At 66.4% G+C, this 25,559-nt stretch carries 23 protein-coding genes; 18 read left to right on the top strand and 5 right to left on the bottom strand.

All coding sequences use genetic code 11. The features are described 5' to 3' along the window. Nucleotides 1-217: 217 nt before the first annotated feature. Nucleotides 218-1,363: a DNA-binding protein gene (locus ABE485_RS09785; protein ID WP_346515097.1), complete on the bottom strand. Its 1,146-nt coding sequence runs from the start codon at nt 1,361-1,363 to the stop codon at nt 218-220. Nucleotides 1,364-1,795: 432 nt separating this feature from the next. Between ABE485_RS09785 and ABE485_RS09780 the strand changes: the two genes are divergently transcribed. From ABE485_RS09780 to ABE485_RS09755, 6 genes are all read left to right on the top strand, one after another. After that, nucleotides 1,796-3,331, top strand: coding sequence for an arylsulfatase (locus ABE485_RS09780; protein WP_430795411.1), 1,536 nt, complete (start codon nt 1,796-1,798; stop codon nt 3,329-3,331). Between the two features lie 48 nt (nt 3,332-3,379). Further along, entirely contained in the window at nt 3,380-4,330 is a 951-nt protein-coding gene (locus tag ABE485_RS09775; RefSeq protein WP_346515095.1) for a formylglycine-generating enzyme family protein, read from the top strand. Further along, the gene (locus ABE485_RS09770; RefSeq protein ID WP_346515094.1) at nt 4,222-4,995 is read left to right on the top strand and encodes an HAD family hydrolase; all 774 of its coding nucleotides are present in this window, start codon (nt 4,222-4,224) and stop codon (nt 4,993-4,995) included. Before ABE485_RS09775 ends, ABE485_RS09770 begins: the two co-directional genes overlap by 109 nt. A gap of 107 nt (nt 4,996-5,102) precedes the next feature. Further along, nucleotides 5,103-6,182 (top strand): tyrosine-type recombinase/integrase, encoded by a 1,080-nt coding sequence (locus ABE485_RS09765; protein WP_346515204.1) that lies wholly within the window; start codon nt 5,103-5,105, stop codon nt 6,180-6,182. Between the two features lie 52 nt (nt 6,183-6,234). Next, complete coding sequence (locus ABE485_RS09760) at nt 6,235-7,785, top strand: sensor domain-containing diguanylate cyclase (RefSeq protein WP_346515093.1); 1,551 nt, start codon at nt 6,235-6,237, stop codon at nt 7,783-7,785. 225 nt (nt 7,786-8,010) lie between these two features. Next, nucleotides 8,011-9,729 (top strand): GGDEF domain-containing protein, encoded by a 1,719-nt coding sequence (locus ABE485_RS09755; RefSeq protein WP_346515092.1) that lies wholly within the window; start codon nt 8,011-8,013, stop codon nt 9,727-9,729. 7 nt (nt 9,730-9,736) lie between these two features. On the opposite strand, the gene ABE485_RS09750 is transcribed toward ABE485_RS09755, so the two are convergent. Then, complete coding sequence (locus ABE485_RS09750; protein ID WP_346515091.1) at nt 9,737-9,892, bottom strand: hypothetical protein; 156 nt, start codon at nt 9,890-9,892, stop codon at nt 9,737-9,739. Nucleotides 9,893-10,223: 331 nt separating this feature from the next. On the opposite strand from ABE485_RS09750, the gene ABE485_RS09745 reads away from it, so the two are divergent. The 7 genes from ABE485_RS09745 (at nt 10,224) to ABE485_RS09715 (ending at nt 17,752) form a co-directional block, all read left to right on the top strand. Then, on the top strand, nt 10,224-10,721 hold the full coding sequence (locus ABE485_RS09745; protein ID WP_346515090.1) for a sigma-70 family RNA polymerase sigma factor: 498 nt from the start codon (nt 10,224-10,226) through the stop codon (nt 10,719-10,721). Between the two features lie 22 nt (nt 10,722-10,743). Continuing rightward, nucleotides 10,744-11,745, top strand: coding sequence for a DUF4880 domain-containing protein (locus ABE485_RS09740; protein ID WP_346515089.1), 1,002 nt, complete (start codon nt 10,744-10,746; stop codon nt 11,743-11,745). A 114-nt stretch (nt 11,746-11,859) separates the two neighbouring features. Further along, on the top strand, nt 11,860-14,331 hold the full coding sequence (locus ABE485_RS09735; RefSeq protein ID WP_346515088.1) for a TonB-dependent siderophore receptor: 2,472 nt from the start codon (nt 11,860-11,862) through the stop codon (nt 14,329-14,331). A gap of 60 nt (nt 14,332-14,391) precedes the next feature. Further along, nucleotides 14,392-14,970: a TetR/AcrR family transcriptional regulator gene (locus ABE485_RS09730; protein WP_346515087.1), complete on the top strand. Its 579-nt coding sequence runs from the start codon at nt 14,392-14,394 to the stop codon at nt 14,968-14,970. Between the two features lie 64 nt (nt 14,971-15,034). After that, a complete protein-coding gene (locus ABE485_RS09725) occupies nt 15,035-15,514 on the top strand; it encodes a DUF1348 family protein (RefSeq protein ID WP_346515086.1) in 480 nt (159 codons plus the stop codon). A 237-nt stretch (nt 15,515-15,751) separates the two neighbouring features. Further along, complete coding sequence (locus ABE485_RS09720) at nt 15,752-16,222, top strand: tripartite tricarboxylate transporter TctB family protein (RefSeq protein WP_346515085.1); 471 nt, start codon at nt 15,752-15,754, stop codon at nt 16,220-16,222. A gap of 3 nt (nt 16,223-16,225) precedes the next feature. Continuing rightward, nucleotides 16,226-17,752 (top strand): tripartite tricarboxylate transporter permease, encoded by a 1,527-nt coding sequence (locus tag ABE485_RS09715; RefSeq protein ID WP_346515084.1) that lies wholly within the window; start codon nt 16,226-16,228, stop codon nt 17,750-17,752. Between the two features lie 79 nt (nt 17,753-17,831). Here the strand turns inward: ABE485_RS09715 and ABE485_RS09710 are convergent, their stop codons facing one another. After that, nucleotides 17,832-18,152 (bottom strand): SelT/SelW/SelH family protein, encoded by a 321-nt coding sequence (locus tag ABE485_RS09710; RefSeq protein WP_346515083.1) that lies wholly within the window; start codon nt 18,150-18,152, stop codon nt 17,832-17,834. 87 nt (nt 18,153-18,239) lie between these two features. On the opposite strand from ABE485_RS09710, the gene ABE485_RS09705 reads away from it, so the two are divergent. Both ABE485_RS09705 and ABE485_RS09700 read left to right on the top strand, forming a co-directional pair. After that, nucleotides 18,240-19,442: a multidrug effflux MFS transporter gene (locus ABE485_RS09705; protein ID WP_346515082.1), complete on the top strand. Its 1,203-nt coding sequence runs from the start codon at nt 18,240-18,242 to the stop codon at nt 19,440-19,442. Nucleotides 19,443-19,501: 59 nt separating this feature from the next. Beyond that, complete coding sequence (locus tag ABE485_RS09700; protein ID WP_346515081.1) at nt 19,502-20,296, top strand: enoyl-CoA hydratase; 795 nt, start codon at nt 19,502-19,504, stop codon at nt 20,294-20,296. Between the two features lie 28 nt (nt 20,297-20,324). Here ABE485_RS09700 and chrA read toward each other — a convergent pair whose 3' ends face one another. Further along, a complete protein-coding gene (gene chrA, locus ABE485_RS09695; RefSeq protein WP_346515080.1) occupies nt 20,325-21,581 on the bottom strand; it encodes a chromate efflux transporter in 1,257 nt (418 codons plus the stop codon). A gap of 239 nt (nt 21,582-21,820) precedes the next feature. Between chrA and ABE485_RS09690 the strand changes: the two genes are divergently transcribed. After that, nucleotides 21,821-22,300, top strand: coding sequence for a carboxymuconolactone decarboxylase family protein (locus tag ABE485_RS09690; protein ID WP_346515079.1), 480 nt, complete (start codon nt 21,821-21,823; stop codon nt 22,298-22,300). 25 nt (nt 22,301-22,325) lie between these two features. On the opposite strand, the gene ABE485_RS09685 is transcribed toward ABE485_RS09690, so the two are convergent. Next, nucleotides 22,326-23,750 (bottom strand): PLP-dependent aminotransferase family protein, encoded by a 1,425-nt coding sequence (locus tag ABE485_RS09685; RefSeq protein ID WP_346515078.1) that lies wholly within the window; start codon nt 23,748-23,750, stop codon nt 22,326-22,328. Between the two features lie 114 nt (nt 23,751-23,864). Here ABE485_RS09685 and ABE485_RS09680 point away from each other — a divergent pair, with 114 nt between their 5' ends. Together ABE485_RS09680 and ABE485_RS09675 are read left to right on the top strand one after the other, a co-directional pair. Beyond that, nucleotides 23,865-24,320 (top strand): GNAT family N-acetyltransferase, encoded by a 456-nt coding sequence (locus ABE485_RS09680; RefSeq protein WP_346515077.1) that lies wholly within the window; start codon nt 23,865-23,867, stop codon nt 24,318-24,320. A 5-nt stretch (nt 24,321-24,325) separates the two neighbouring features. After that, nucleotides 24,326-24,967 carry an FMN-dependent NADH-azoreductase gene (locus ABE485_RS09675; RefSeq protein ID WP_346515076.1) on the top strand — a complete coding sequence of 214 codons (642 nt, stop codon included), beginning with the start codon at nt 24,326-24,328 and terminating at the stop codon, nt 24,965-24,967. The last annotated feature ends 592 nt before the right edge of the window (nt 24,968-25,559 follow it).

Here is a 25,559-nt window from a genome sequence, read left to right as displayed (position 1 = left end):
GAGCAAAGGTTGGCCATTGCGCATCGCAGTGTTGCGGCAATCAGGGATTGCCTTGCGATATACCAGCTACCCAGCAAGATGAATGAGAGGTGAGACCTCATTCTCTCGAGGGAGCAATTCCCCGAATATCATAGGATTACTAATTTTCGGCCCGGGGCTGCGCGATTTGCGCAGTTCCCAAGCCATGGCCGCCGCGGGCCGGCCGGCAGCCCGTTTGCTACGGTTTTGCGTCCCGAGCCTGGGTGGCATCCGGCGCCCGGAAGGCGCCCTGTGCCTGGCCGACGTCCTGCGTCTGGCCGACGTCCTGCGTCTGGCCGACGGCCTGCGTCTGGCCGACGGCCTGCGTCTGGCCGGAGTTTCGCGCCTGGGCGCTGTCCTGTGCCGCCAGCAGACGCCGCGCGAGGTCGTTGAACTGAATGTCCCGGGCCCTGAGCTGCGCCAGCAGTTCGTCGCACTGCGCGGCCGAGGCGGCCAGCCTTTGGGCAAGGTCGGACTCGCGCAACTGGCCAGCTTGCAGCGCCTGGGCGGCGGCGGCCGAGTCGCTGTCGCGCTGCCGGGCGTCCGACAGCGCCTGTGCGCGCAGGCCCTGCGCATCCTGCTCGGCGGCGCGCTGCTGGGCTTGCGCGGTGGCCAGGTCGCCGCGCAATTGGTCGGCTTGCCGCAGACTGGCTGCCTGGAGTTCGTCCAGCCGCGCCTGCAGGCGCTTGGCCGAGGCGCGTTCGCCGTCCAGTTCATTGAGCCAGCGGCGCTCATGCGCGGCATGGCGGGAGTCCAGCGCGGCCAGCGCCTGGGCATGCCTGTCGCGCGCCTGGTCGGCCTCGGCCAGCAGGGCCTGGCTGGCGGCGCGCGCATCCGACAGGCTGTCCTGTGCGGCGGCCAGGGCCTTGTCGCGTTGCCGCAGTTGGGCTTCTGCGGCCTGGAGCCGCTCTTCGGCAGCGGCAAGTTGAGCCGTGGCGACCTTCAGGCCTTCCTGGAGATCGCGTTCGCGGTTGAGCAACTGCGCCTCGCGCTGCTGCAACTGTTCCGCCTGCGCGGCAAAGCGCTCCCCTTCCCTGGCGAGTTCTTCCCATCGCTGCTGATATGCCTGCGCCTGTTCCGACCGGGCGGCGGCCAGGGCGGATTCCCAGAAGTGCGCGGCGGCCTGCGCGATGGGTTCCGGGATCTCGGGGGGCGCGGAAAAGGCCCCGGGATCCTTGATCCGCGCGCCCAGCGACCGGAACCACGTGTCCAGGTGCGGACTGACGGTATTGGGGGACCCCCGCCCGATCTTCTGGCGCACGCGTTCGATGGTGGGCCGGGCGCCCTCGATCAGCAGCGCGTCGGCGGCGGTCCAGACATCCGTTTCGGTGATTCCTGCTGCCATGGCTGATTTCCTGCAAGGGTCGGGGTTGTTTAGTCACGATAATGGAATCTTATCGTGACTAATATTCGTTGCGTGTTATACATCATACAGTATATGTATTGAATAATATGTAGCGCTGGATTTAAGGGTTTTTGCCTCCACGCCGCCGCTCTTTGGCTTTGATCCGCCCCGGGAAAATCATGAAGCGCCGCGTTTCGCCAGCGCTCGTATACTCGTCATACCGATGAGCGCCGTACGTTGTCGAGCAACCCATGTGGCCGCAACGGCCCCCTCAAGGCCGTGTGACTGGCTATCCATAACCTCCTTGCGAAGGAGAGTGCCGTGGCTCAATCAGACAAGCACGAAGGCAACATCAACCCGCCCGATCCGGTCTCCAATCCGAGCCGCCGCAATCTGTTGCTGGGCGCCGGCACACTGGCGGCGGCGACGGCGCTGGGCGCCACCTCCCTGCCCCATGAGGCGCGCGCGCAGCCCAAACCGGCGGGATCCGCCAAACAGCCCAATATCCTGGTGATCTGGGGCGACGACATCGGCACCTGGAACGTCAGCCACAACAGCCGCGGGATGATGGGTTACTTCACGCCCAACATCGACCGGATCGCGCGCGAAGGGGTGGCGTTCACCGACTACTATGGCCAGCAGAGCTGCACGGCCGGCCGGGCAGCCTTCCTGGGCGGCAACGTGCCGGTCCGCACGGGCATGACGAAGGTCGGCCTGCCGGGCGCGGCGCAGGGATGGCAGAAAAGCGATGTCACCATCGCGACCGTCCTGAAGTCGCTGGGGTACGCGACGGGCCATTTCGGCAAGAATCACCAGGGCGATCGCGATGAGCATCTGCCCACCCTGCACGGTTTCGACGAGTTCATGGGCAATCTCTATCACCTGAATGCCCAGGAAGAGCCGGAAAACGAGGATTACCCGAAGGATCCCGAATTTTTGAAGCGGTTTGGGCCGCGCGGGGTGATCCGCTCATGGGCCAACCCCGACGGCACGCAGCGGATCGAAGACACCGGACCGCTCAATCGCAAGCGGATGGAGACCATCGATAGCGAGACACTGGCGGCCGCCCGGGATTTCATCGAAAGGCAGGTGAAGGCGGGCAAGCCCTTCTTTACGTGGTGGAACTCCACCCGCATGCACTTTCGCACGCACGTCAAGGCGGAGAACCGCGGCAAGTCCGGGCAGGACGAATACTCGGACGGCATGGTGGAACACGATGGGCAGGTGGGCGCGCTGCTGAAGCTGCTGGACGACCTGGGCATCGCCAAAGACACGATCGTGATCTATTCCACCGACAACGGTCCGCACTACAACTCGTGGCCCGATGCAGGCACCACCCCGTTCCGCAGCGAGAAGAACTCAAACTGGGAAGGCGCCTACCGGGTGCCGGCGTTCGTGCGGTGGCCCGACCATTTTCCCGCCAACGTGACGCTCAATGGCCTGTTCGCCCACGAGGACTGGCTGCCCACCCTGGCGTCGGCCGCCGGCGCCGCCGACATCAAACAGCAATTGCTGGACGGGGTGACGCTGAACGGCAGGAAGTACCGCAACTATATCGACGGCTACGATCAGCTTGACTACCTGTCCGGCGGCGCCAAAACATCTCCGCGCAAGGAGTTTTGGTATGTCAACGACGACGGCCAGATCGTCGCCGCCCGGTACGAGGACTGGAAGGTCGTCTTCCTGGAGAACCGGGGCGAGGCCTTCGGGGTGTGGCGCGAGCCCTTCATCGAGCTGCGGGTGCCGCTGCTTTTCAACCTGAGGCGCGATCCGTTCGAGAAGGCGCAGCACAATTCCAATACCTACAACGACTGGTTCCTGGACCGGGTGTTCGTCATCGTGCCGCTGCAGGCCCTGGCCGCGAAGTTCCTGGCCACGATGAAGGAATATCCGCCCAGCCAGACACCGGGTTCGTTCAATCTTTCCAAGATCGAATCGCAGTTGAAGACCCAGGTGGGTGGAAACTAGTCTTCTGCAATAAGAGCCCGGGGCGGCCGGGCCCGATGAAGGAATCAGATGAGCAAGCGTGCAGCTGGCATCATGGACTTGCCCATGGTCTGGATCGAGGGAGGCACCTTCCTCATGGGCTCGGATGAACACTACGCCGAGGAAAAGCCCACGCACCGGGTCAGGGTGGACGGATTCTTCATCGATCCCGCGCCCGTGACCAACGCGCAGTTCCTGGCCTTCGTGCAGGCCACCGGCCACGTGACCGTCGCGGAGCTGGCGCCTGCCGCCGAAGACTATCCGGGGGCCGCGCCGCACATGCTCAAGCCCGGATCGCTGGTTTTTACCCCTCCTTCCCGGCCGGTGCCCCTGGAAGACGCGCGCCAGTGGTGGCGGTTCGAATTCCACGCCGACTGGCGGCACCCCTATGGCCCGAAATCCTCGATACGCGGCCTGGACGAACACCCGGTCGTCCACATCGCGTACGCGGACGCCCTTGCCTATTCCCAATGGGCCGGCAAGGACCTGCCGACGGAAGCCGAATGGGAGTTCGCGGCGCGGAGCGGGCTGGACCAGGCGGAGTTTGCGTGGGGAGACCAGTTGCAGCCGTCCGGCAAACACATGGCCAATCTCTGGCAAGGCGAATTTCCCCACGAGAACCTGGTCACGGACGGTTTTCGCCGGACGTCGCCGGTCGGCGCGTTTCCTGCCAACCGGTATGGGCTCTACGACATGATCGGCAATGTCTGGGAGTGGACTCAGGATTGGTGGTCCGCCAGGCATCCGGACGACGCGCCCAGGCCTTGCTGCATCCCGCGCAACCCGCGCGGCGGCGCCATGGAGCACAGCTACGCGCCGGCCCAGCACGGGGCCACGATCGCCCAGAAGGTGCTCAAGGGCGGCTCGCATCTGTGCGCCCCGAACTATTGCCGGCGCTACCGTCCCGCAGCGCGGCACGCCGAATCCATCGATACGTCGACCAGCCACGTCGGCTTCCGGTGCGTGCGCCGCCCCGACTGAGCGGCCAGGATCAACAGAGGACCGACCATGAGCTGGACCAGAATGACATGCTGAAAATCGTGGCGGCGACGCATTCCGGCATGAGCATCGACGACTTCGACGCCGAGGTGCGGGGCTGGGCCGCCACGGCCCGCCATCCCAAGACGGGCCGCCGTTACACGTCCATGGTGTTTCAGCCGATGCTGGAACTGCTGGCGTACCTGCGCGCCAACGGCTTCCGCACGTACATCGTGTCGGGCGGCGGGATCGACTTCATGCGGCCCTGGACTGAAGCGGTCTACGGCATTGCGCCGGAACAGGTGATCGGCTCGAGCGGCAAGACGCGCTACGTGTCGGACCAGGATGGCGTGCGGCTGGAGAAGCTGCCGGAGGTCGATTTCATCGACGACGGCCCCGGCAAGCCCGTGGGCATCCAGCGCCATATCGGGCGCAGGCCTATCTTCGCGGCGGGCAATTCCGACGGCGACCTGCAGATGCTGGAGTGGACCACGTCCGGCCGGCCCGCCGCCATGGCGATCATCGTGCATCACACGGACGCGGACCGCGAATGGGCCTACGACAGGAAGTCTTCCGTGGGCAAGCTGGACAAGGCGTGGGACATGGCCGCGGCGCGCGGCTGGACCGCGGTTGACATGAAGAACGACTGGGCGGCGATCTACCCCTGAGCCCCACGGCCGCTCTTGCCGCGGGGCGGTGCGCGACAGGTCCGTTCGCGCGGCGCGGGATGGCGCGCCGTTCGCCCTAAAATCGGGCGATGAACGATACCTCCCGCATGCCGTTGACATTGCTCGCTTCGCTACCGCTGCTGGATCCGCGGACGCTGGACTCGCAGGCGGACGCGGCCGTGCGGGGGCTGCTGGGCGAAGGCAGCTCCGCCAACACGGCCGCCAGCTATCGCGCGGCCATCCGTTACTGGACGGCCTGGTTCGAGTTGCGCTACGGACAGGTCTTCACCCTTCCCTTGCCCGAAGCCGCGGTCATCCAGTTCGTGGTGGACCATGCCCAGCGGTCCACCGACCATGGACTGAAGTGGGAGTTGCCGCTGGCGCTGGACCTGGAACTGGTGCGCCTGAAGGCCAAGGGCCGGCTGGGCGCTCCCAGCCTGAATACGCTGCTGCAGCGCCTGTCGGTGCTGTCCAAGGCGCACGAACTGCACGGCCATCCGAATCCCTGCCGCAGCGCCACGGTGCGGGAGCTGCTGTCCAAGACCCGGCGCGCCTATGCCCGTCGCGGCGTCGCGCCCGCCCGAAAGGAAGCCCTGACCCGTGAACCGCTGGAGGCCATGCTGGACACCTGCGATGACACGCTGCGCGGCAAGCGCGACCGCGCCCTGCTCCTGTTCGCCTGGGCCAGCGGCGGGCGACGGCGTTCCGAGGTGGTGCGGGCGACCATGGAGAACACGCGGCGCACGGCCGAGGGCTATCTCTATACGATGGCGCACTCCAAGACCAACCAGGCCGGCGCCGCCCGCGCCGAGGACCAGAAGCCGATCCTGGGCGCGGCCGCGCAGGCGCTGGACGGCTGGCTGGATGCCAGCGGAATCCGCCAGGGACCGATCTTTCGCCGGGTACGGCGCGGAGACGTGGTCGGCGAACCCCTGGCCGCGGCGGCGGTCCGCGATATCGTGCTGGAGCGCTGCGAGCTTGCCGGGCTGGACGGGAAGTTTTCCGCGCACAGCCTGCGTGCGGGCTTTGTGACGGAGGCCGGCCGGCGCAACATTCCGCTGGGCGACACGATGGCCATGACGGGCCACGCCAGCGTCGCCACGGTCATGGGCTATTTCCGCGCGGGCGCCGCCGCGCAGTCCCCCGCCGCCCGCCTGCTGGACGATCCGCCGGATCCAGACCTATAGGAATGCGCCGGATCTGCCGTAATGGCGGCAGCGACATTACAATCACCGCGCCATGCAAATCAACCTTCGCGGGCTCGTGCTTGCGCTTACCGTCTTCAGCGCCATCGCCGCTACCGCAAACGCGCTGTACGCCAGCTATCGCGTGCAACGCGAGCAATTGATCTCGAACACGCTGGAATCGAACCGGGTCTATGCCGTGAAACTGGCGGAAAGCGCGGACAGCTTCCTGAAATCGGCCCAGCAGCAACTGGGCTACAGCGCCCGCCATCTGCCGGAACTGATGGGGTCTCCCGACCGCCTGGCGGCCGAAGTGATGCGGGTGCAGCAGCAGACGGACAGCTTCAATTCCGTGGGGGTCGTGGGCCCGGACGGCACCATCCTGGCCACCACGCAGACCTTTCGCAGTTTCCTTGGCACGCAGGTGGACAGCCCCGGCAGCCGCGCCGCCCTGAAATCCCGACAACCGCTGATCAGCAAACCCTACGTGTCGATCGCGGGCAACCTGCTCATCAACCTGTCGCACCCGATCTTTTCCAACGACGGCGCCTACCAGGGATATGTCGCGGGCACGATCTATCTGCGCAACGACAGCGTGCTGCAGGACCTGCTGGGCAAGCACCATTACCAGGACGGCTCGTACCTGTACGTGGTGGACAGCGACGGCCGGCTGATTTATCACACCGATGCCGCCCGGGTGGGCGAGGTCGTGCTGGCCAATCCCGTGGTGGCGGCGGTGACCAAGGGCCAGGCCGGCGCCCTGCGGGTGGTGAACACCAAGGGCGTGGACATGCTGGCGGGCTATGCGCCAGTGCCGATGAGCGGCTGGGGCGTGATTGCGCAGCGGCCCGCCCAGGTCACGCTGGAACCCATCCATGACCTGATCTGGGCACTGGTGGGCTACGCGGCGCCGCTCGCGCTGGCGTTCCTGCTGGCGATCTGGTGGTGCGCCCGCATGATCTCCCTGCCCTTGTCCCAGCTGGCCACCAACGTGGAGCACCACGACGTGGCGGTCGCCATGCAGCGGGTGCAATCCGTCAAGGCCTGGTATTTCGAGGCGGAGCGGCTCAAGCGCGCCGTGATCTGGAGCTTCACGAGCCTGCAGGAGAAGATCGGCAAGCTCAATCTCGCCAGCATCACGGACCCGCTGACCGGCCTGCGCAACAGGCGCGGCACCCAGGATGCGGTGGACCAGATGCAGGCCTGCAGCACGCCGTTCTCGGTGGTGGCCCTGGATATCGACCATTTCAAGCAGATCAACGACACGTATGGCCACAACGTGGGCGACGAAGTGATCCGGGACATGGCGCGGGTCATGCGCGAGTGTTCGCGCCCGTCGGATGTGCTGTGCCGCAATGGCGGCGAGGAGTTCCTGATCCTGCTGCCCGGGGTGGGCGCGCGCGAAGCCACCAACGTCGCGGAACGGCTGCGCGCGCACATCGCGCAGCGTCCGATGCGCGGGGCAAGCCCTGTCACGGTGTCCGCCGGCGTCGCGCAGTGGCCGTCCAGCGGTCCGGACGTGGATGAGACATTCAAGGCGGCCGATGCGGCGCTGTATGCGGCCAAGCAGCAAGGGCGCAACCGGGTGGTGATGCACGAGGCCTGACCCGCCGGTTCATGTCAGCTGCGCAAGTTTCCGCAGGAAATTGCAATTAACCGCATTGCTGGGACATAGTATTGCCCCAGACGATCTAAATCAGGTGTTTGCTGCCAATTCGGCGTCATTCGTGCTTGCAATTACAGTATCCTGCGCAGCCTAGACGTCGCATGGACCTGCTTGCCGAGTATGTTGCGCCCCGCCTCCGCGCCGAAATCCCTGGAACGCCATTTCATGACGCTTGCCGCGGGGATGCTGTCGATGGTGGCGGTGCTGTCCGGCATTTTGCTGTTCCAGAGCTGGAAATCCCATGGCGCGGCGTCCGAGGCGCGACAGGCTTTCGGAACGGTGCGCGCGACGATCCGGGTCATGGAACTGGCGTCGGCGGAACGCGGTCCCATGAACGCCGCGCTGGGATCGGAGCTGCCCGTGCCCGAGGCCGTCCTGGCGTCGCTGGCCGCGGCCCGTGCCCGTACGGATGCCGCGATTGCCGACCTGCTGGCCCTGTATCCCCGGACGGCGGATCCCGCCCTCGATGCGGAACGCACGGAAATCGAACGCATCCGCCGGGCGCTGTCCGACGCGCGCCAGGTGGTCGACCTGCGCATCTCCACGCCGCGCGAGCGGCTGTCGGGGCAGATGCTGTGGGACGCCGTGACCGGCATGCTGCGGATCATTCCGCAGTGGCAGACCAGCATGGCGGCCAATGCCGGGCTGGTCATGCGCAACGAGGCCAATGCGCCAAGCCTGCTGTCGCTGGCCCTCCTGGCCAGCGAATTGCGCGAGCAGGCAGGCTTGCTGGGCTCCACCTATACCCCGGCGCTGACCCGCCAGCGCAAGCTCACCGCCGAAGAGCAGTTCCGCATCGAGCGCGCGCTTGGACGGATCGAAGAGCTGCGCGCGCTGATCGACGCGCGCATGGCCACCCACCCGGACGTGCGCGCCTCCGACGTGTATGCGCGCATGGAACAGCGCTACTTTGGCGACGGGCTGGACTACCTGGCGCGCGTGCGCGACCAGTCGTCGCGGCAATCGGACGAGGCCTCGGTGTCCACCCGGACGCTGGCCGAAATCTATGTGCCGCTGATGGGGTCGATCACGCAGTTCCGCGACGTGCTGCTGGACGAGATGCAGCGCCATATCGAAGGGCACCGCAGCTCGGCGGCGCGGCTGCTGTCCATCACGCTGGGCGCCACCGCCCTGCTGGTGGCGGCCCTGGCCGTGGCGCTGGTGCTGTTCCGCAAACGGGTGATCCAGCCGTTTGCGCTGGCGACGCGCATCATCGGATCGATCGCCAGCGGCGGCGCGCCGGCCCGGATCCCGCCGGGCAAGCATGCTGGCGAGGTCGAGGAAATCTTCAGCGCGTTGCGGATACTGAAAGAGAATTCAGCGGCCCGCAAGCGCCTGGAGGCCGAGCGCGTCCAGTTGATCGCCGACCTGGCGCACATGGCGGAAACGGACCACCTGACCGGCCTGCTGAACCGGCGCGCGTTCGAAAAGCGGTTTGACGAGGCCAGGGCCGAATGGGATGAAAACCAGCCGATGCTGGCCTTCATCCTGTTCGACATCGATCACTTCAAGTCGATCAACGACACGCACGGCCATGCAAGCGGCGACCTGGCGCTCAAGACCGTGGCGGAATTCTGCCGCAAGACCTGGCGCCAGTCGGATGTGGTGGCGCGCGTGGGCGGAGAAGAGTTCGCCGTGCTGTGCAGGACGCGCAATGCGCAACAGGCCATCGAGATGGCCGAACGCATGCGGGCATGTATCTGTGCGCAGCCGCTCGAGGCGGAAAGCGGCGCCGCCATCAGGCTGACCGCGAGTTTCGGCGTGGCCTGCATATCCTGGAGCCACGCCGAATCCGCGGGCGAACTGTTCCGTTGCGCGGACGAACTGCTTTATCTGGCGAAAGTGAGCGGGCGCAACCAGGTGCAGCAACGCACCCTGGGCTGAGCGCGCGTCAGGACTTGGAGCGGGAGGCTTCTGCCTTCTTGGAGGAATCAGTGTCCGCGGATGCGGCATCGCGGCGGTCGGCTTGCTTGTTGGCGTCGGGGGCTTTCCAGTTCAGCGGGGGGATCTCGAAGCTTCCCTTCTTGGCGGCCAATTGATGAGACATAAGCGTGCTCCTAGTGAGACGCATGCTTCCCCCGCCCAAGCGCAGCGCACAGGATTCAAGCGTGCCATGAATGCCCGTGGGCGCGGGGGGAGCATTCAAGAGGCGGCAACGCCAGGAAAAAAATTCACCAGATCGTTATTATGATTTTGCTGATGAATTAATGATTATAGCGCGATATTGCAAGAAATAGCCAGCAAAATCATGAATCCAATCATTGCCGCGGGCCTATACGCGAGCGCCGTGCCGGGAAAATGGGGATGCAAAAGCGTAACGGCCCCTCTTATAATTAATATCCATTCTCATTCAATTCATCGACGGCGCCGATGCGACCATGATCGAATCCCCTCCTCCCCGTCCAGCGGATTCGATGTCGGCCATGTATTCCAGCCATCACGGCTGGCTGCTCGGCTGGCTGCGCCGGCGCCTGGGCAGCGCGGCGGATGCCGCCGACCTGGCGCACGACACGTTCCTGCGCGTGTTGCAGCAGGCCCGGCCCGACATCCGGGAACCGCGGGCCTTCCTGTCGACCATCGCCGGTGGCGTGCTGGCCAATTTCTACCGCCGCCGCGAGGTGGAGCAGGCCTTTCTGCGCAGCCTGGCGGATATGCCCGAAGCGACCGCGCCGTCGCCCGAGACGCGGGCGATCGTGCTGGAGACGCTGGTCGAGATCGACCGGCGCCTGGACGGGCTGCCCGCCCCGGTGCGGCGCGCCTTCCTGATGGCGCAAGTTGATGGCATGAAGCAATCGGAGATCGCCGCGGCGCTGGGCGTGTCCCTGCCCACGGTGCAGCGGTATGTCGCGCGCGCCCTGCTGCAGTGCTTCTTCTGATGCGACCCCGGGAGGCCCGGCCGTGAGCACCATCGAACCCTCGCGTTTTGCACCCGCCGCCCCGATCGCCGAGGCGGTCGCGCGGCAGGCCGTGGACTGGTTCGTCCGCCTGCGGGCGGATACGGTGGGTCCGGAAGTGCAGCGCGGCTGGAGCGCCTGGATCGCCCAGGACCCCGAGCATGCCCGCGCCTGGGGCCACCTGCAGCTTTGCACCGGCGACGTCGCCGGATTGCCTTCGCCGCTTGCCCACGCCGCGCTGTCGGCGCCGGCGGGCGCCAGCCGCCGCCGTTTCATGAAATCCGCCGCCCTGCTTGCTGCCGGCGCCGGCGCGGCCTGGTGGGGGGTACGGACCGAACCCTGGCAGCCGCTGCTGGCCGACGCCAGCACGCGCGTGGGCGAGCAGCGCCGCATCACGCTGCCGGACGGGTCGCGCGTATTGCTGAACACGGACAGCGCCATCGATATCGGCGCGGGCGGCGAACGACGGATCCGCCTGGCGCGCGGCGAAATCCTGCTTGACGCGGTGCGTGCCGAGAGCGCGCTGGCCCTGCCCTTGCCTTTCATCGTCCAGACGCGGCACGGCGACGTGGAGACCCTGGGGTCGCGGCTGGCGTTGCGCCTGGAGGCCGCCTGCAGCGTCGCCCACGCGCTGACCGGGCCGCTGGCGATCACGCCGGCGGCGGCCCCGATGCAGCGGCGCGAACTGGCCGCGGGCCAGCACGCCGCCTTCACCGCCGACCGGGTGGATGCCCCCGCGCCCAGCCGCGCCGCCGACCTGAGCTGGAGCGACGGGGTGCTGGCCGCGCACGACATGCGGCTGGAAGAGTTCCTGGCAGAACTGGCGCGCTATCGCCCCGGCATGATCCGCTGCGATCCGCGGGTCGCCAACCTGCGGGTGTCGGGCGTGTATCCGCTGGGCAATACCGACAAGGTGCTGGACACGCTGGCGCTGACGCTTCCCGTCAGCGTGCGCTCGATGACGCGCTATTGGGTGTCTTTCGGCCCGCGCGAAGGCGCGGCTTGAGCGAGCCCCGGAATTTTTTTCGACTTTTTTTCAAAACGGGTGATGGGTTTTTCGATCTCGCGTGGCATAGGAGCTGAAGTCCTGTCGTCACTCCCAAACGAAACCGAGAACCCAATGAGTCATCCCGTCCACCCGAGCCGGCGCGTCCCGCGTCCGGCCCTGCGCGCCCTGGCGTTGGCGCTGAGCATTGCCGGCGTCGTGCCTGCTGCCCTGATGTTCCCCGCCGCGGCGCATGCCCAGGCGGCCGCCGCGAATTACCGGATCCCCGCAGGCCCCCTGGCCGATGCCCTGCTGCGTTTCGGGCGCGAATCCGGCCTGATGCTGTCCTATTCGGCAGCGGACGTCGAAGGCCGCCAGAGCCCGGGCGTCAATGGCGCCTACAAGGCGGACGAGGCGCTGGCGGCGCTGTTGTCCGGCACCGGCCTGGCGGCGCAGCGACTGCCCAATGGCAGCTATGCCCTGCGCCCCGCGGCCCCGGCGGCGGTGTCCACCCTGGCGCCGATCGAGGTGGCCGGCAATCCGCTGTCCAGCCGCGCGTGGGGGCCGGTGGATGGCTTCGTGGCCCGTTACAGCATGACCGGCACGAAGACGGACACGCCGCTGATCGAGACACCGCAATCGATTTCGGTGGTGACGCGCGACCAGATGACCTGGCAGGCCATCCAGAAAACCGAGCAGGCCTTGCGCTACGAGGCGGGCGTGCGCGCCGAGACCGCGGACGACCTGCGGCACCAGAACATTTCGGTGCGGGGCTTCAGCGTCGCCGCGTCGAACCAGGGCATCTACCTGGACGGACTGGCCCTGGCCACGCGCTACTACGGCTCGTATGACGTCAACCCCTACGCGCTGGAGCGCGTGGAAGTGCTGCGCGGGCCGGCGTCCCTGCTGTATGGCCAGAACCAGCCCGGCGGCATCGTCAACCAGGTGAGCAAGCGCCCCACCGAGACGCCGCTGCGCGAAGTGGAATTCACCACCGGCGATCCCGGCCGTGTGCAGTTGGGCTTTGACTTCAGCGGCCCCGTGACGGAAGACGGGCAATGGCTGTACCGCCTGACCGGCCAGGGCCGCAACGCCGACACCGAGGTCGACACCGTGCGCGACAAGCGTGCGTTCATCGCGCCGTCGTTCACCTGGCAGCCCAGCGCCGCCACCCATTTCACCGTGCTGACCAATTTCCAGCGCATCCGCGCCGGCTCCACGGACCAATGGCTGCCCTCGGTGGGCACGCTGACGCCCACGCCGTATGGCCGGATATCGCGCAGCTTCTTTTCGGGCGAGCCCGATTTCGACCGCTACGACAAGGACCAGGCGATGCTTGGCTACCTGCTCGAGCACAAGTTCAACGACAGCTGGACGCTGCGCCAGAACGCCCGCTACAACCAGAACCGCACGCACTACCGCGCGCTGATCTCGGAACTGGGCTGGGGCACCCTGCCCGACGGCGAACCCGACTACCAGTCGCTGCAGCGCTATGCCTTCAGCTCCGAGGAAAAGGCGCGCACCCTGGCGCTGGATACCCAGCTGCAGTACCAGGGCCGCACAGGCGCGTTCGCGCACACCGTGCTGCTGGGCCTGGACTACCAGCAGTCGACCTTCGATACCCAACTGGGCTTCGGCATGGACGGCGTGCCGCCCATCAATCCGTTCGACCCGGTGTACGGCTACAAGATCGACGCGCCGCCCATCTACAACGACACGTTCCAGCGCATGCGCCAGCTCGGGCTTTACGCGCAGGACCAGGTGAAGATCATGGACAAGGTGGTCGTGACGGCGGGCGGCCGCATGGACTGGTCCGAGGCCAGCACCCGCAACAATCTGACCGGCACCCGGACGCAGCAGAACGACAATGCGTTCACCGGCCGCATCGGCATGGTGTACCTGTCGGATACCGGCCTGGCGCCGTACGTCAGCTATTCCACGTCGTTCCGGCCGCAGGCGGGCACGACCTACGCCGGCACGCCGTTCCGGCCGACCAAGGGCGAGCAGTACGAAGGCGGCGTGAAGTTCCAGCCCAAGGGCTACGACAGCTTCGTCACGGCGTCCGTCTTCCAGATCAAGCAGCGCAATGTGCTGACGCGCGACCCGGACCATGCGAATTCGCAGGTGCAGACGGGCGCCGTGCGCTCCGAGGGCTTCGAGCTGCAAGGCAAGGCGTCGCTGGACCGCAACCTGGACATCACCGCCGCCTACACTTACACCGACATCAAGACCGTTTCCAGCAACTATCCCGAGCAGGTGGGCAAGGTGCCCTTCGCCGGCGTGCCCAAGCACATGGCTTCCCTGTGGGTGGACTACACCATCGATTCGGGACCGCTGGCCGGGCTGGGCTTTGGCGCCGGCGCACGCTACCTGGGCACGACGTACAGCGACCTGGACAATGCGGTGAAGGTGCCGGCGGTGACGCTGGCCGATGCGGCGATCCGCTATGACCTGGGCCGCGCCAGCCCGGCGATGAAGGGCGCAACCCTGAGCCTGAATGCGTCGAACCTGTTCGACAAGGAATACGTGGCCTCTTGCAACAACGTCAACCTGTGCTTCTACGGGCCGGGCCGCGTGGTGCTGGCCACCCTGCGCTATAACTGGTGATTGACGATTGAGAATGATCGTTCTACTATCTGCGCATTGCAGCTAGAACGATCATTCTCCATGCCTGACTCCCCGTCCGAAGCCATCTCCGAAGTGCAGGAAAAGCTCCTGCGCGCGACCGAACACCTGATCTATGCCGGGGGCATCCACGCCACCGGCATGGACCTGATCGTGAAGACGTCGGGAGTCGCGCGCAAGAGCATCTACAAGCACTACGGCACGAAAGAAGCCCTGGTCGCCGCGGCATTGCAGGCGCGCGACGAGCGCTGGATGCAGTGGTTCATCGCGGCCACGACCGCCGCGTCCGCGCCCCGTGCGCGCCTGATGTCCATTTTCGACGCGCTGCGGGCATGGTTCGCGTCCGAGGGATTCCGCGGCTGTGCGTTCATCAATGCCGCTGGCGAGATCGGCGACGACGCCAACCCTATCCGCCAGGTGGCCCGGTTGCACAAGGAGCGCCTGCTGGCCCACGTGCGCGCGCTGGTGCAGCAGGCCGGGCTGCCGCAGCCCGACGAACGCGCACGCCAGCTGCTAGTGCTGATCGACGGCGCCATCGCGGTCGCCATGGTGACGGGCGACCTGTCCATCACCGACAGCGCGGAACGCGCGGCCGCCGCGCTGCTGGACGCCGACGCTTGAAGGCGCGGTCCGCGCGCGCATACGCCATTCCCCGATTTTTCCCACCCTGCCGTGAGGCTCCGCCATGTCGTCCACTCCTGAAGTCCGTCCGCCCCTCCCTCCCTTCACGCACAAGAGCGCCGTGCAGAAAGTGCGCCTCGCCGAAGACGGCTGGAACAGCCGCGATCCCGACAAGGTCGCGCTGGCCTACAGCCTGGACACCCACTGGCGCAACCGCGCGGAGTTCGTGAAGAACCGCGACGAGGCACGCGCTTTCCTGGCGCGCAAATGGGCGCGTGAACTGGACTACCGGCTGATCAAGGAGCTGTGGGCGTTCACCGACAACCGCATCGCGGTGCGCTACGCCTATGAATGGCACGACGATTCCGGCAACTGGTTCCGTTCCTATGGCAACGAGAACTGGGAGTTCGGCGAAGACGGCCTGATGATCAACCGTTATGCGTGCATCAACGACCTGCCCATCAAGGAGGCGGATCGCAAATTCCGCTGGCCGTTGGGGCGGCGTCCCGACGACCATCCGGGCCTGTCGGAACTGGGCCTGTAAGGCCTTTCCGCGACCTGCGCGCACCCTGGCGGCGGCTTGCATTGCGAGCCGCCGTTGTTCTTCAAGCGCCCTAGGGATTTCCCCCGGTTTTACGGCAAATGCAGCGCGTCCGCGCAACTTTCGCTTGCCTTGAAAGGTGAACGGAAGTTTGGATTTTTAGACTCCCGCATTCATTGCAGTGTCAGCTTTTTTTCAGACGTACGTCAGTTAAGAGCACAACAACGGGAGGACAAGACCATGCAATCAAAACGCAGCGCCGTCAGGCGCGAGGCGTGGGCCGCGGGCACGATGATCGTGCTGGGCCTGGGCGCCATCGCGCAGGCGTCCACATACACACTGGGCAGCCTTGCGCGCATGGGACCGGGCATGTTCCCGGCGATCCTGGGCGTCCTGCTGGTCCTGCTGGGCCTGATGATCGCGAAGATGGCGGTTTCGCCGGCCGTGGCCGAGGAAGACGCCGAAGAAGTCCCGCCGCCCGAATGGCGCGGATGGGGCTGCATCATCGGCGGCCTGCTGGCCTTCATCCTGGTCGGTAAGTTCGGCGGCCTGGTCCCCGCGACCTTCGTGCTGGTGTTCGTATCGGCCATGGGCGACCGCCAGCACACCTGGCGCACCGCGGCCCTGCTTGCCGCCGGCGTGACGGTGCTGGGCGTGGCTGTTTTCTCCTGGGCGCTGCAGTTGCAGTTTCCGCTGTTCCGCTGGGGCTGATCCATGGAAATCTTCAATAACCTGATGCATGGGTTCTCCGTCGCGTTCGCGCTGGACAACCTGATGTGGGCCATCTTCGGCGTGTTCATGGGCAACCTGATCGGCGTGCTGCCGGGCATGGGCGTCCTGGCCGCGATCTCGATCCTGCTGCCCCTCACCTACACGATGACGCCCACGGCCGCGCTGGTGATGCTGTCCGGCATCTACTACGGTTCGCAGTATGGCGGCGGCATTACGTCGATCATGCTGAACCTGCCGGGCACGGCATCGCATGCGGTGGCCTGCCTGGACGGCAATCCGCTGGCGCGCAACGGCAAGGCCGGATCCGCGCTGTTCATGCTGATGTTCTCGTCATTCTGCGGCGCGTCGGTGGGCATCCTGGCGATGATCCTGTTCTCGCCCATGCTGGTGGACGTGGCCTTCAAGTTCGGCCCCGCCGAGTACTTCTCCATGATGATGCTCGGCCTGCTGGCCGGCGCGACGCTGGCCAAGGGCTCCGCGATCAAGGGCGTGGCGATGGTGGTGGTCGGTCTGCTGCTGGGTGTGGTCGGCACCGACGTGAACACGGGCACGATGCGTTTTCACTTCGGCATCCTCGAGCTGTCCGACGGCCTGCAGATCGTGGCGCTGGCCATGGGCCTGTTCGGCGTGGCGGACTTCCTGAAGAACATCAACCGCATCGGCGGCGACAGCAAGGTCACGTCCGCGAAGGTCAGCTTGAAGTCGATGCGGCCCGAGGCCGGCGACATCAAGCAGTCGCGCGGGGCGCTGGTCCGCGGGACCGCGATCGGAGCGGCGTTCGGCATCCTGCCCGGCACCGGCCCGACGATCGCTTCCTTCATTTCGTATGCGACGGAAAAGAAGGTCGCCCGCGAACCGCGCCGCTTCGGACGCGGCGCCATCGAAGGCATCGCCGGACCGGAAGCCGCGACCAGCGCATCGACGCAGACCAGCTTCATCCCGACCATGAGCCTGGGCATTCCCGGCGACCCGGTCATGGCGCTGATGCTGGGCGCGCTGATCATCCACGGCATCCAGCCGGGTCCGCAGATGATGATCGAACACGCCGATATGTTCTGGGGGCTGATCGCCAGCTTCTGGGTCGGCAACGTGCTGCTGCTGCTCTTGAACCTGCCGCTGATCGGCATGTGGGTCCGCCTGCTGACCGTGCCGTTCCGCTACCTGTTCCCCGCCGCGCTGTTCTTTGTCTGCGTGGGCGTGTACAGCACGAACAACAACCTGTTCGACGTCGGGATGGTGACCTTGTTCGGCGCCGCGGGCTACGCGTTGATCCGCCTGCGGTTCGAGCCGGCGCCGCTGTTGCTGGGCTTCGTGCTGGGCCCGATGGTGGAAGAGAACTTCCGCCGCGCCCTGCTGCTGTCGCGCGGCGAACTGTCGATCTTCGTCACGCGTCCGATCAGCCTGGGCTTCATCCTGGCGTGCGTGGCGCTGATCGCGCTGCTGGCGACGTCGGCGATGCGCCAGCGCAAGGCGCGCGACGCGGTGAAGCACGCGGAGTCGGCCGCATAGGCGCACTTCGAGATTTTTGGGGTAGTGCTGCTTTGGCCGGTCTCTGGGGACCGGCCTTTTTTTGCGCGGGCTTGCGGCGTCAGAGATCGGGCGCGGCGGCCGGGCCTGACGAGTGGCCATCGATGTGGCCCAGCGGACGGCCGGGGTCGAGGCGGTCGCGGACGCGCTGCTTGAGCACCTTGGCTTCGGGGAATCCGCCGTCGCGCTTGCGGTCCCAGATCAGGTCGCCGTTGTAGGTGATCTGGAACACGCCGCCCGTGCCGGGCTGCAGGACGACCTCGCCGAGGTCGGTCGAAAAGGTGGACAGCAGTTCCTGGGCCATCCAGCCGGCGCGCAGCAGCCACTGGCACTGCGTGCAATAGAGGATGACGATGCGAGGGCGCAAGGCGGGCGGATTCATGGGGAAAATATTCTACGCGAGGCCTGACCTGGTCGATCATGGATAATGTCGGGTTTTCCCGGGTTCGCAACGAGCCCAGAGCCTGCAATGAAGTCTGCCTTGACGCCCCGAGGCCAGCGCTGGCTGATCGGTCTGTTGATGGGACTGGTCACGCTGACGCCGATGGCCATCGACATCTATCTTCCTTCCCTGCCCGCCATGGCCCACGGCTTTGGCGAGCCGATCGGCGCGCTGCAGGCCAGCATCACGCTGTTCATCTTCGCAGTGGGCGTGGGTCAGGTCGTGATCGGCCCGCTGGCCGACCGCTACGGCCGCCGGCCGGTGGCGCTGTGCGGCGCCCTGGCCTACCTGCTGGGTTCCGCGCTGGGCGCGGCCGCCACGACGCTGGACATGTTCTATGCGGCGCGCGTCATCCAGGGGCTGGGCGCGTGCTCGGCGTCGCTGGTGGCGTTCGCGGCGGTGCGCGACTGCTTCAGCCCGGCGGTCGGTGCGCGCGTCTACAGCTATCTGAACGGCGCGCTGTGCTCGGTGCCCGCGCTGGCGCCGATGCTGGGCGGCGTGCTGGCGCTGCATGCGGGCTGGCGCAGCACGTTCGTGTTCATGGCCCTGTTCGCGTTCGCGCTGGCCGCGCTGCTGGCCTGGCGTTTCGAGGAAACCCGCGCGCAGCCCGCGCAGCGCCAGGGCGCGCTCTACAGCCTGCGCCGCTACGCGCCCATCGCCGCCAGCGGCCGCTTCATGTACTTCGCGCTGTTCGGCATGGCCGGCATGGCGATGATCCTGGTGTTCGTATCGGCGGCGCCCGTGGTGCTGGTGCAGCAGCTGGGCTATTCCGAGCTGGGGTTCTCGGCCTGGTTCGGCGGCAACGCGGCGATCAACATCGCGGCCTTCTTCCTGGCTCCCGCCTTCATCTCGCGCTATGGCCGCCACACCATGGTGCGTGTCGGCATGGTCGCCCTGCTGCTTGCGTCGGCCATGCATTTCGGCGCCTGGCTGTGGGCGCCCCTGTCGGCCTGGATATTCATGCTGCCGGTGGCTGTGCTGACCGTGGGGTTCTCGCTGGCGCTGGGTTCCGGATTGAGCCTGGCGCTGGAGCCCTTCGCCGAGCGCGCCGGCACCGCGGCGGCGGTCTATGGCCTTTTCCAGATGAGCGGCTCCGCGGTCATCGCGACCTTGCTGCTGGATAGCGGCATGGCGCCGCAGGTGGCCATGGCGGCGATCGGCGCGGCGATCGTGGCGCCTTTGCTGTGCCTGTCGCCGGCCATCGCCAGGCGCCTGGCGCACGGATCCTGACCGCCGCTCGCCAGGCCGCTGTGCGCTAGTATCCGGGGACATCCTTTCCTGGAGGCGACATGACCATCGAGAACAAGGCGGACCAACCGCCGCTCCTGCGCAGTGCCGAGGGCGGCCTCGTGACGCTGCGCCTGAACCGGCCTTCCCAATTCAATGCCCTGTCGGAAGCCCTGCTGGCCGCGCTGCAGCGGGAAATCGACGTGCTCGCCCGCGATCCCGGCGTGCGCTGCGTGGTGCTGGAATCCGAAGGCCGCGCATTCTGCGCCGGCCACGACCTGCGCGAGATGCGCAGCCAGCCCTCGCTGGACTACTACCGGGAACTGTTCCGCAAGTGCGGCAACGTCATGCAGGGGCTGCAGGCGCTGCCGGTTCCCGTCATCGCCAAGGTGCACGGCATTGCGACGGCCGCGGGCTGCCAGCTGGTCGCCAGCTGCGACCTGGCCGTTGCCGCGGACACGGCGAAGTTCGCGGTGTCGGGCATCAATGTGGGACTGTTCTGCGCCACGCCGGCCGTCGCGCTCAGCCGGAATGTGTCCGCCAAGCGCGCGTTCGAAATGCTGATGACCGCGCGCTTCATCGACGCTTCCCAGGCGGCCGACTGGGGACTGATCAACGACGCGGTGCCGGAGGCGGAGCTTGACGGGCGGGTGCGCTCGCTTGTCGACGACATCCTGGGCAAAAGCCCGACCGCGGTGCGGTACGGCAAACGCATGTTCTACAAACAGCGCCAGATGGCATTGGCCGACGCCTATGACTATGCCGGCGACGTGATGGCCAGGAACATGATGGAAGCCGATGCATGCGAAGGCATAGACGCGTTTCTGCAGAAGCGCCCTGCCCGCTGGAATTCGTAAGGCGCCGGCCTCGGACGCTGGCGCGCCGCTAGGTCAGCCAGCCCAGCGTCCAGCCGCCCGCGGCGGCCAGAAGCACCACCCACACGGGCGACCAGCGCCCGTAGACCAACAGCGCGAACAGCAGCAGGGCAAGGGCGAAGTCGGCCTTGCCGAGTATCGCGCTGGTCCAGACCGGGTCATACAGCGCGCCCAGCAGGATGCCGACGACGCTGGCGTTGACGCCCGCGACCATGTTGCGCACCCCCGGCCGCCGCCGCAAGGTTTCCCAGAACGGCAGCGCGGCCGTCAGCAGCAAGGCGCCCGGCAGGAAGATGACGCACAGCAGCGCCAGGCCGCCGGCCCAGCCCGACAAGGGGCCGGACGCCAGCGCGCCCAGGAATGCGGCGAATGTGAAGAGCGGGCCGGGCATGGCCTGAGCCGCGCCATAGCCCGCCAGGAAGTCGGCGCTGGACACCATGCCGGTGGAGACCGACGCCGTTTCCAGCAGCGGCAGCACGACGTGCCCGCCGCCGAACACCAGCGCGCCCGCGCGGTAGAAGCCGTCGATCCGGCTGGCCAGCGTCCCGTCCGAGAGCACGGCCCACAGTGGCAATCCTGCCAGCAGCGCGAGGAATACGCCCAGCGAAATCCAGGCTGCGGTGCGCGTCACGCCCGGCGAGGAATTGGCCAGGATCGGCCGGGGCGGCACCTGCAGGAAGGCGGCGCCCACGACGGCGCCCAGCAGCACCGCCGCCATCTGGGCCAGCGCGGTGGGCAGGACCACCGTGATCAGCGCGGCTGCCACCGCCAGCGCGGCGCGGGCACGGTCCGGACACAGCGATCGGCCCATGCCCCATACCGCCTGGGCGACGATGGCGACCGCCGCCACCTTCAGGCCGTGCACCGCCGCGGAACCCGACAGCCAGCCGTAATGGGCCAGGCCCAGCGCGAACCCGATCAGCGCAAGCGCGGACGGCAGCGTGAAGGCGATCCAGGCCGCCAGCATGCCCGCCCAGCCTGCCCGTCGCAGGCCGATCGCCATGCCGACCTGGCTGCTGGCCGGTCCGGGCAGGAACTGGCACAGGGCCACCAGGTCCGAATAGGCGTAGTCGTCCAGCCAGTGGCGCCGGTCCACGAATTCGCTGCGGAAATACCCGAGATGAGCCACCGGACCGCCGAACGACGTGAATCCCAGGCGCAGAAAGACCAGGAACACCTCAAGACAGGAGCCGTGGCCGGCCTGGGCAAGCGTGCCGGCGGCGGGCTTGCTGTCTACGTGTTCGTCTTGGGGTGATGGGTGCGGCATGGGCGTCGGCTTCTTGGCGGACGGGGCGCGGAAATGCTGGCCCCTGCACCAAGCTTATAGCCGGGCCGGGCCGTGGATTCAATCGTATTGATGACGAAACCCAGCCACCGCGCCACGCCGCTCAAGTCTGATCATGGACCAGATGAAAATCGTGTTCATGGCACTTTCTGAATAGGCCAACAAGCCCCACCATGAGCGCTCGAATTCCCCTCACCGCAACACACCAGAAAGGTATCGGCATGAGCCAGCGATTGAACTATTTCGAGGTTTCGGAAGCCCTGTCCAGGAAGTACCTGGACTTCAGCATGGCGCTCAAGAAGGTTCCCGTGGTCCAGGAACTGGGCTATCTGGTCGACATCCGCGCCTCGCAGATCAACGGCTGCGGATTCTGCCTGGACATGCACGTGAAAGAGGCCACGATCCGCGGCGAACGGGCGCTGCGCCTGCACCATGTCGCGATCTGGCGCGAGTCCCCCCTTTTCTCGGCCCGGGAGCGCGCCGCGCTGGAATGGACCGAAGCCCTGACCACGCTGCCGCCGCACGGCGTGCCGGACGCGATCTACGAATCCGTGCGCACGCAGTTTTCGGAGAGCGAATTGTCCGACCTGACTTTCCTGGTGGTCGGCATCAACGGCTGGAACCGGCTGAATGTCGGGTTCCGCACCGTGCCGGGCTCGGCGGACAAGGCCTACGGGCTGGACAAGGCCGGCCTGAGCTGAAGCGTGGCGATTTGCGGGCGGCGGATCACATCAACTGCAGGATCCGCCGCGCCAATTGCTCGGCCTGTTCGGCCGACGCGATGTTCGTGAAGCTCATCAGCAGCCCGGACTGCGCGTCCGGCGCGGCGGACCAATGGGACAAGGCGTGCGCATACAGGCCGTTTTCGACCATGCGCGCGGCCAGCGGGCGGTCGGTGTGATGCCCTTCCATGCGCGCCACCAGGTGCATGCCGCCCGGCTGGGGGTCGATGCGCAGGCGCGATCCCAGCACCGCCGACAGGCCGGCCGCGGTGGCGTTGCGGCGTTCGCCGTACAGGCGCCGCATGCGCTGTATGTGGCGCCCGAAGTGCCCTTCGTTGATGAATGAGGCCAGGATGGCCTGGGTGAGCGCGGGCGCGCCGCCCGCCAGCAGCAGGCACAGCCGTTCGAAGCGCTGCGCCTGGTCTTCGGGCACCACCAGGTAGGCCAGCCGCAACCCGGGAAACAGCACCTTGCTGAAGGTGCCCGCATAGAGCACCCGTCCCTGGCGGTCCAGGCTTTTGAGGGCCGGCAACGGACGGCCGACATAGCGGTATTCGCCGTCGTAATCGTCTTCCACGATCCACGCGTTGCTGTGCTCGGCCCAGTCCAGCAGCGCCTGGCGGCGCGGCAGCGACAGCGACAGGCACAAGGGACTCTGATGCGCGGGCGTGACGACCGCCGCGCGCGCCCGCGGCTCCGCGGCAATGCCCGCGTCCACCACCAGGCCCTCCGCGTCCACCCGTACCGGCACCGGCTGCATGCCCGCCTGCCGCAGCAGCGCGCGCGTGGGCGGATAGCCCGGATCTTCCACCCACACCGAGTCGCCGGGCTTGAATAGCGCCTGCAGGATGAGCTGCATGGTGTTGTTGTAGCCCGACGTGATGAACACCTGGGATGGCGTGCACTGGATGCCGCGGGCCACCTGCAGGTAGGCGGCGGTGGCGGTCCGGAGCGCCGCCAGGCCGCAGGGATCGGGATACGCCAGGTCGGGAGGCTGCATGGCGCGCAGGTGGCGTGCGCCCAGGCGCGCCCAGATCTTGCGCGGGAATGCGTCCAAGGCGGGAAGGCCCATCTGGAACGGCATCGGCGCGGGTGGGCGCGGCCACGCGGCGTCGGGCTTGCCTGCCGGCCTGGGCGCCGCAGCTGGCGCGGTCCTGGGCTGGGGCTGGAGGTACGGGGCGACGATGGTGCCCGCCTGGCCGCGCGACAGGATGTAGCCTTCGGCGGCGAGAAGCGAATACGCAACCTCGATGGTGCCGCGCGCCACGCCGATTTCCTTGGCCAGCGCGCGGGCCGACGGGATGCGGTCGCCGGGCTTGAGCGTGCCCTCGGCGATAGCGCCGCGGAAGCGCTCGTACACCTGGCGATACAGCGGCACGCCGCTGGCGTCGGACAGGGTCAGCAGAGCATCGGGGCGGGCGGGAATCATGGCATAGTCCAAAATGGCATTTATGACCCTTCAAATTATGGCATGGGATTTCTAAGATGCGGACTATGCAAGGGGCGGCGCATCCGACGCCGCCCCACTTTCAGGCAACCATCAATGAACACCACATCCATGACGGAACCGGCCTTGCGGCACCTGGAATCGCCCGACGAATTGCGGGCCTGCCTGCCGCTGATGCGCGAGCTGCGGCCTCATTTGGCCGGCGAAGAAGACTTCATCCAGCGCATCGGCCGCATGCGGCAGGAACGCTACCGCCTGCTTGCCGCCGTGCGCGACGACGGGCAGGCGATTGCGCTGGCGGGCTACCGCTATCAGGAGAACCTGATCTATGGGCGATTCCTGTATGTCGATGACCTGGTCGTGGCACCGACCCGGCGTGGCGATCGCTGGGGCGCCAGGCTGATCAGCGCGCTGGACGCGCAGGCGCGAGATGCCGGTTGCGAAAAGCTCGTGCTCGACACGGGACTGGGCAACGCGCTGGCGCAGCGCTTCTATTTCCGGCAAGGCCTGCTGACCAGCGCCATCCGATTCAGCAAACCTTTGGGAGCATGACCCGCATGAGCATTCTGCGTATCCGTTGCAGTCCGCGTGGACTGGACTCTGAAAGCTATCGCCTGTCGCAGCGCATCGTCGACCGCCTTGCGCGGACCGGGCCAGCCGGCGGCCTGGACCTCGTGGAACTCGATGCCACCACCCTGCTCCACGCGGACAGCGATTACGCCGCCGCGCTGGCCGCGCCGGCGGATCCGGCCGACGACGTCCTGGGCCGAGGGTCGTTGAAGGCGTCGGACAACCTGATCCGGATGCTGGACGACGCGAGCCACGTCGTGCTGGCCACGCCCATGCACAACTTCACGGTTCCCTCGTCGCTCAAGGCCTGGTTGGACCATGTGGTGCGGGTGCGCAGCACCTTCCGCATTACCGGCCAGGGCAACAAGGTCGGGGTCCTGGAGGATCGTCCTGTCTATGTCGCGATCGCGTCGGGCGGCGGTTTCAGCGGGGAGGATGCGCGGCAGCCCGACTTTCTGACGCCTTACCTGCGGCATGTCCTGGGAACCATCGGGCTGACTCAGGTGACGTTCATTTCGGTCGAGGGAACCGCCCGCGGACCCGAGTTGCTTGCAGCCGCTCGTCGACGTGCCGACGCCGCGGTCGCGCGTGTTTCATTCACCACGCCGATACCGGAAATGAGCGTCTGACCCCGTCGTTTACGCTTGCTTGCGTTTGACGCATGAGACGTTTCCTTGACCCTCCAGACAACTGCTGTTTCTGGAGGGTTTTTTGTGGTTTTTTCTGACTGATTTGGCAACCTGATAATCAATATTTCAGGAAGACATGATGGTGCTCTCAGCAATCGGCATTCCCGATAATCCATGGCTGCCTTGTTTCTCAGTGATTTCACCTTCATGTCGAGTTCAAATGTTTTTAATAAAACGCTTATAAATCAAATGACTACGGATGGCTCAAGACCTCATGTCGAATTCGCATTATTTTTTCCATCTTCGGATTTCGTCGAAATTCAGGATGAAATATTGCGGCCCGGCATTATTTTTTATAAATAATTCATAGAGCAACATCAGTAACTGACCGTATGTTTCATCCAGAGATAATCAGCATTTATTGCGAATTATATAGTTACGCTTAACGCCGATTACTAACAGCCGCGCCCCGCCATTGCCCCCAACACTGGCCCTAATTCAGCGGCAGGAACAAAACCACACCGCCGCCTGGGTCCTGAGTTGCAGCAACCGCCTTCTCCGTTTCGGAATGGTTGACGCGTGCGAAACGGGG

This window comes from Achromobacter spanius (assembly GCF_039673305.1).
Classification (GTDB): Bacteria; Pseudomonadota; Gammaproteobacteria; order Burkholderiales; family Burkholderiaceae_B; genus Achromobacter; species Achromobacter spanius_F.
The sequence above is the reverse complement of the archived record's forward strand: the minus strand, read 5'-3'. Positions and strand labels throughout refer to the sequence as shown.